Origin of the sequence: Nocardia sp. NPDC059764, assembly GCF_042732555.1 — a bacterium.
Lineage (GTDB): Bacteria > Actinomycetota > Actinomycetes > Mycobacteriales > Mycobacteriaceae > Nocardia.
In genome coordinates this window covers 1-6,121 of the sequence record NZ_JBHWHH010000282.1, presented here as the reverse complement: position 1 = coordinate 6,121, position 6,121 = coordinate 1, and the positions used below count along the sequence as shown (strand labels likewise).

Sequence of the window (6,121 nt, the reverse complement as noted above, 5' to 3'; positions counted from 1 at the left end):
GTGGGATTCTCCCCACCGAGCCATCGCCGGAACTACATCCTCTCGATCGTGCCGCTCGGCATCCTGCTGAGCCTGGTCACCACGTTCTTCTCGTCGACTCGATCACGAACAGCCGACCTCCGGCGTCAAGGATTCCCACGCCATGGTGGCGAGAGTCCCCGCCTGCTGGATGATCTCGGCCAGCGCCGAGGCGATGGACTGGATCTGGAACGAGTCGATCACCAGGCCGAAGGACTCCATCTCGTGCGAGCAGCGGTCTCGCACCTGCTCGGAGAACTTGTCCTGATCACTGATCATGTCCTCCACGGTCATCGAGCCCGCGAGGGCGCGTTCGACGGTCCGGCCACCCAGACTGCCGACCACGAGCACCTGAGCGTGCTTGGGAATCGTCGACTCGCTGTCGGCCGCGCGCGCCGGGAACCGTTCGGACCCGGCCCGCACCTCGATCAACACCTCGCCGAGGTGGTCGGGGGTGGTCGGGGGTGGTCGCGGCCGTCACCCGCGCGAACTTGCCGATCACGTCCGCCGCCATCAACCCCACCCCCGGAACCTCAGCTGTTCGACACCACGAACGCTAATCCCGTGCCGGACACCCGGAAATTTCCTTTACGAAAAACTAACGGGTGCAACCGGTCAGCGGGCTCCGAAACGCACCCTGCATGATGAGTTCATGCTCCCCACCGACCATCTCGCTCAGGTAGACCGTCGTCCCGCCGTGATCGACACCCCGCTCGGGATCGTGGGGTTCGGCGTCACCGTCGGGTCGGAGCTGCTGCCCGCCGGTCCGAACACGCTGTGGCGCTTGCCGAACGGATCGCATCTGCACCGGTGGCGGCACCGGGACGCCACCGTCGACCTGCTGGTCGGGAGCATCGAGATGCCGGCCTGGGACGGGGGCGCGCCGGTCGCGCTGTGGGCCGGGATCTGGCAGGTGAAGGCGCACAGCGCGGTCCCGGGACTGGTCTTCACGGCCGAATTGACCGATCTGCCCGCCGGGACCACCAGCGGACCGGACACCGGGGAGTGCCTCGCGGCGGTGAGCATCGAGAACGACCACTTCATGGTGTGCATCGGCGGACCCGACTCCGAACTGCTGGCCATGCAGGCCGAGGACGCGCGCCTCATGCCCGGCAGCTGGGCGCACCGGATCCACGCCGACGACCACGACGCCGAATACGGTGTCCGCTACCGGGATCCGGCCCGGATCGAATGGCACCTGCCCGGCCTGGCCACCGACGAGGCCGCCCGCCTGTGCGTGGCCACCGCCTGGTGCCCGCGCGACGACGACCGCCCGGCCGCCTGGTTCGCCGTCGACATCCCCCTCGACACCGCCTACCTCCACCTCACCGCCAACCCGGCCTGATCCGGCCCCGTCACCGCACCAGGCTGCGGCGGAAACCCGCGGGCGACTGGCCGGTCCAGCGGCGGAAGGCCCGGGCCAGGACACGGTGATCGCGATAGCCCAGACGCAGGGCCACCACGCGCACCGGCACGGCCGGGTCACGCAGGAGGGCGAGCGCCGTATCGCGCCTGAGGGTTTCGAGTTCGGTGCGCCAGCCGGTGCCGTGCTCGGCCAGGCGGCGCTGCAGGGTACGTTCGCCCAGACGGAGAGCGCGGGCGACTTTCTCCAGACGCACGCCGTCCCCGCCGGAGTCCGGCAGCGTCGCGTACAGAGCCGCGCGGAAAGCGTCCAGCAGCTCCCACAGCCGCGACACCTTCAGGGTCGAGATCCGCAGCGCGTCGTCGGACAGCAGCGCCGGATCCTGGCCGAGCAGCCGGGCGAGCTGCTCCTTGTCGGCCCCGGCCCGCAGGGCCGCCTCCACCATCACCCCCACCACATGGGAGGAAACGGTATTGGCCGCGTCGGCGGACCGGTCCAGGGTCGGCGTAGCCATGAATGCCACCTTCTGACGAGATCGAGCGTGGACTCACCGCAACCACATACCCCCCAGAGGTATTCCGGGACCGGCGTTTTCGGCGCCATTCCACGCCACGGCGCCAGGGAAGTGGCATCCTTGCGGGGTTCCCGCCCGACGACACCGCGCGCACCGAATCAGGAGCCACCCATGGCCGGACTCGTCCGCATCCGCCACGTCAAGCTGCCGGTCAGCGACCTGGCGCGCAGCGTCGCCTGGTACACTGACCTACTCGACCTGCGCCTGGCCGGGGAATTCCGGGAAGAGGGCGACCTGCGCGGCGCGCAGCTCATGCACCCCAGCGGATTCGGCATCGCGCTGCGCGAACGCGAATACTGCGCCGGGCAACCGGACCTCGGCGGGTTCGACGTCTTCGCGCTGGAAGTCGACTCCGTCGACGACCTGCACGCCTTCGCCGCCCGCGCCGACGAACTCGACTACACCCGCGGCGAGGTCTTCGACCGCGGCGAATACGGCGCGGTCCTGGACCTCTTCGATCCGGACAACACGGTGGTCCGGCTGCTCGCCGACAACCCCTTCCACGCCGGACGATTCCTCGGCGTGGACACGGACGGCAAGGGCGGATTCACCCTGTACGACCAGCCGACCCTGGAGTAGCGCCCGCGACGCCGGACCGAGACCGGCTCAGCCCAGGCGCTTGCGCACGAAGTCCGCGATCTCCTCGGTCGCCGCAGCCGCTTCCGGGGTGTCCCGCATGATCACGTAGACGTGCGGGAGACCCTCCCCCAGCGTCAACGCCACCTCCACGCCCGCCTCGCGCGCGGCGGCCGCGAAGCCCTCGGCATCACTGAGCAGCAGTTCGGCCGTCCCGGCCTGGATCAGCAACGGCGGCAACCCGGTCAGATCCCCGAAAAGCGGTGAGGCCGAGGGGATCCGCGGATCCGCGCCGTCCAGATAGGTCGCGAAGATCCCGCGCAGCAGGCCCGGCGTGAAGATCACGTCCTGCCCATCACGCTCGGTCATGGAGACCCCGGACCCGCTCATATCCAATGCGGGTGAGAGCAGCACCGCCGCCGCGGGCAGCTCCGCCCCGGCGTCACGCAACTCCAGCAGCAGCGCCGCGACCAGATTGCCGCCCGCCGAATCACCGGCCAGCACAATGGAACTCGCGGCTACGCCCTGGCCCTCCCGCAACCAGCGCCACAGCGCGCGGATGTCCTCGACCGGCGCCGGATACGGATGCTCGGGCGTCAGCCGGTATTCCGGGAACAGCACCCGCGCCCCGGCCGCCCGGCCCAGCCGCGCCGCCAGCTCGCCGTGACTGTCGAGCGAGCCCAGCGTGAAACCGCCGCCGTGCACGAACACCAGCACCCGCTCCGGCGACGTCTCCGGCGCGTCCAGCCAGTACGCGGGGACGCCCGCCGCCGACACCTCACTCACCCGAACATCATCGGGAACCTCGTACTTCCGGCCCGCGGGCAGGAACCCGGCCCGGAGTTCCGCCAGTGACGGCGGGGTATCGGGCCGGGCCGCCCGGCTCTGCTCGAACTGTTCGATGAACTCGCGCATCTCCGGGCTCGGCATCGCGATTTCCCTTTCCACTCCGGCTGTTTCGCTCTCCGGAGCGAAAACGGCAGCGTGACCGGAATTGTTCCGAGTGCCGGGAAACGACAGCGCCCCCGGTCCGTGGACCGGGGGCGCTGTACGTCATCGGGGTCAGGCCGTGCCGTTGGTGGCTTCCGGCTTGGACTCGCTGCGCGGCGACGCGTCGTCGTCCTCCTGCGCGGCGATCCCGTGCTCGGTGCCCTCGTCGGCTTCCTGATCCGCCTCCGGGTGCTCCGGGGAGAACTCGGAGGGCAGGTTCTTGATGTGCTTGTTCATGTTCCGGATGAGCAGGATCGTGCCCGCCAGCAGCACCAGCACGATGACCAGGCCCAGCGGCGACGCCTTGCCGAACTCCGGGCCGGTCGGCGAGTTGTTGGTCTGGGCGAGCAGGGTGAGCATCATCGGGCGGCGTCCTCGGTGTCGGCGTCGTCGATGCCCGCGAACAGGTCGGTCTCCGGGATCGCGGTCTTGACGCGGGTCTTGGCCAGCTCGAACTCCTCGGTCGGCCACAGCCGCTGCTGCATCTCCGTCGGCACCGCGAAGAAGGCGCCGTTGGGGTCGATCTGGGTGGCGTGGGCACGCAGCGCGTCATCCCGCGCCGGGAAGTACTTGGCGCACTCGACCTGGGTGGTCACCCGGGCCATGATGTCGCCGCGCTCGGCGGCGTACTTGCGCATCCGGTCCATCCACTCCTGCATGGGGAACGGTTCACCGATGCGCTCGTACTCGGCGGCGAAGACCTCGAGCCGGGCCACGCTGAAGCCGTGGTCGTAGTACAGCTTCAGCGGCGTCCAGGGCTCACCCGCGTCGGGGAACCGCTCCGGATCGCCGGCGGCCTCGAACGCCGCGACCGACACCTGGTGGCACATGATGTGGTCCGGGTGCGGGTAGCCGCCCATCTCGTCATAGGTGGTGATGACGTGCGGCCGGAACTCGCGCACCACCCGCACCAGCGCCTCGGCGGCCTCCGCCAGCGGCACCAGCGCGAAGCAGCCCTCGGGCAGCGGCGGCAGCGGATCGCCTTCCGGCAGACCGGAATCCACGAAACCCAGCCAGGTCTGGCGGACGCCCAGCGCATCGGCGGCGGCGGCCATCTCCTCGCGGCGAACCTCGGTGATGCGGTCCTTGATGCCGGGGGTGTCCATGGCGGGGTTCAGGATGTCGCCCCGCTCCCCACCGGTGAGGGTGACGACCAGCACCTCGTTGCCTTCGGCGGCGTAGCGCGCGGTGGTGGCCGCACCCTTGCTGGATTCGTCGTCGGGATGGGCGTGCACCGCCATGAGGCGAAGACCACTCACTTCTCGTTCACCTCACCGATCACGTTTTCACCTCGTAGCGTCGAGCTGTATCAATTGGCACGTGCCGAGTCCAGACACAGGCATCGGATATCCATTCCCTATAGTTCCATCCGATCGTTGTTTGTTCCGACCTACCCCCCGGGAGCGTCCCCGATATGAGCGAAAGACCGGCCGACAGGTACGGGCTCGAGCCGCGGAAGAATCGCCGCTGGCTGCCCTGGGCCCTCGGACCGATCGTCCTCGTCGGCGGACTCGTGGTCGCCTACCTGGGCTTCCGCACCTATGGGCCGCAGGACATCGAACCGGAACGCCTCGGCTACACCGTCGTCGACGACTCCACCACCACCATCGAGTTCAAGGTGACCCGCAAGGATCCCGGCACCGCGGTCGCCTGCATCGTGCGCGCCATGGACGGCGACACCGACGAGGTCGGCCGCCGCGAGATCCTGGTTCCCGGCTCCGACGCCGGCACCGTCCGCATGGACACCACCATCAAGACCGCCCGCCGGGCCGGCGCGGCCAATGTCTACGGCTGCACCGAGCATGTGCCGGCCTACCTGCGCGTCGGGTGAAAAGTCGGGTATGCGACCCGCATTGCCGCTTCTACCTGCGCATTTTCAAATCGTGCTAAAATGATGCGATACACGGTTCCGGCGTTCGGAGCCGTGTTTGCTGCATTGACGGCCGGCGCTGTCGGGACTCTCCCCAGGGATCGCTCTGGCTGTCCACTGCTGCTGTGTGCCCATCTCCAGATGGGTTTCAGCAACGGGCATCAGGGAATCCCGGCTTGCCGGGGACAACTACTAGGGAGTGATCGAGATGACTGAGACCGTGACTTGGCTGACCCCGGAGTCGCACGAGAGGCTCACGAGCGAACTCGGCGCGCTCATCGCCAACCGTCCCGTCATCGCGGCCGAAATCAACGAGCGCCGTGAAGAGGGCGACCTCAAGGAGAACGGCGGTTACCACGCGGCGCGTGAAGAGCAGGGCCAGCAGGAGGCGCGTATCCGCCAGCTGCAGGAACTGCTGAACAACGCCAAGGTCGGCGTCGCGCCCACCAAGTCCGGCGTCGCCCTGCCCGGCTCGGTCGTCAAGGTCTACTACGACGGTGACGAGTCCGACACCGAGACCTTCCTCATCGCCACCCGCGAAGAGGGCCTCGGCAGCGCCGACCTCGAGACCTATTCCCCCAACTCCCCGTTGGGCGGCGCCCTCATCGACGCCAAGGTCGGCGACACCCGCGAATACACCCTGCCCAATGGCAAGACCATGAAGGTGACCCTGGTCTCCGCGGAGCCCTACCACAGCTGATCAACCGCTGTATCGGCCGAAATGCAAAAG

The 6,121-nt window shown here is 68.7% G+C and carries 9 protein-coding genes; 4 read left to right on the top strand and 5 right to left on the bottom strand.

Annotation, left to right across the window (positions count from 1 at the left end; translation table 11 throughout):
* Nucleotides 1-102: 102 nt before the first annotated feature.
* Nucleotides 103-453, bottom strand: coding sequence for an SPFH domain-containing protein (locus ACFV4K_RS34365; protein ID WP_379280475.1), 351 nt, complete (start codon nucleotides 451-453; stop codon nucleotides 103-105).
* A 217-nt stretch (nucleotides 454-670) separates the two neighbouring features.
* Between ACFV4K_RS34365 and ACFV4K_RS34360 the strand changes: the two genes are divergently transcribed.
* Nucleotides 671-1,363 (top strand): hypothetical protein, encoded by a 693-nt coding sequence (locus tag ACFV4K_RS34360; protein ID WP_379280474.1) that lies wholly within the window; start codon nucleotides 671-673, stop codon nucleotides 1,361-1,363.
* 10 nt (nucleotides 1,364-1,373) lie between these two features.
* Here ACFV4K_RS34360 and ACFV4K_RS34355 read toward each other — a convergent pair whose 3' ends face one another.
* Complete coding sequence (locus tag ACFV4K_RS34355; RefSeq protein WP_379280472.1) at nucleotides 1,374-1,895, bottom strand: helix-turn-helix transcriptional regulator; 522 nt, start codon at nucleotides 1,893-1,895, stop codon at nucleotides 1,374-1,376.
* Between the two features lie 171 nt (nucleotides 1,896-2,066).
* On the opposite strand from ACFV4K_RS34355, the gene ACFV4K_RS34350 reads away from it, so the two are divergent.
* Nucleotides 2,067-2,534 (top strand): VOC family protein, encoded by a 468-nt coding sequence (locus ACFV4K_RS34350; RefSeq protein ID WP_379280470.1) that lies wholly within the window; start codon nucleotides 2,067-2,069, stop codon nucleotides 2,532-2,534.
* 27 nt (nucleotides 2,535-2,561) lie between these two features.
* Here ACFV4K_RS34350 and ACFV4K_RS34345 read toward each other — a convergent pair whose 3' ends face one another.
* The 3 genes from ACFV4K_RS34345 to mca form a co-directional block, all read right to left on the bottom strand.
* Nucleotides 2,562-3,461: an alpha/beta hydrolase gene (locus tag ACFV4K_RS34345; RefSeq protein WP_379280468.1), complete on the bottom strand. Its 900-nt coding sequence runs from the start codon at nucleotides 3,459-3,461 to the stop codon at nucleotides 2,562-2,564.
* A gap of 132 nt (nucleotides 3,462-3,593) precedes the next feature.
* Complete coding sequence (locus tag ACFV4K_RS34340) at nucleotides 3,594-3,881, bottom strand: hypothetical protein (protein WP_379280479.1); 288 nt, start codon at nucleotides 3,879-3,881, stop codon at nucleotides 3,594-3,596.
* Complete coding sequence (gene mca, locus ACFV4K_RS34335; protein ID WP_379280477.1) at nucleotides 3,881-4,762, bottom strand: mycothiol conjugate amidase Mca; 882 nt, start codon at nucleotides 4,760-4,762, stop codon at nucleotides 3,881-3,883. The genes ACFV4K_RS34340 and mca overlap by 1 nt, the downstream gene beginning before the upstream one ends.
* A 173-nt stretch (nucleotides 4,763-4,935) precedes the next feature.
* Here mca and ACFV4K_RS34330 point away from each other — a divergent pair, with 173 nt between their 5' ends.
* Nucleotides 4,936-5,352: a DUF4307 domain-containing protein gene (locus ACFV4K_RS34330; RefSeq protein ID WP_379280466.1), complete on the top strand. Its 417-nt coding sequence runs from the start codon at nucleotides 4,936-4,938 to the stop codon at nucleotides 5,350-5,352.
* A gap of 247 nt (nucleotides 5,353-5,599) precedes the next feature.
* Nucleotides 5,600-6,091 (top strand): transcription elongation factor GreA, encoded by a 492-nt coding sequence (greA, locus tag ACFV4K_RS34325; protein ID WP_357280179.1) that lies wholly within the window; start codon nucleotides 5,600-5,602, stop codon nucleotides 6,089-6,091.
* Nucleotides 6,092-6,121 lie beyond the last annotated feature (30 nt).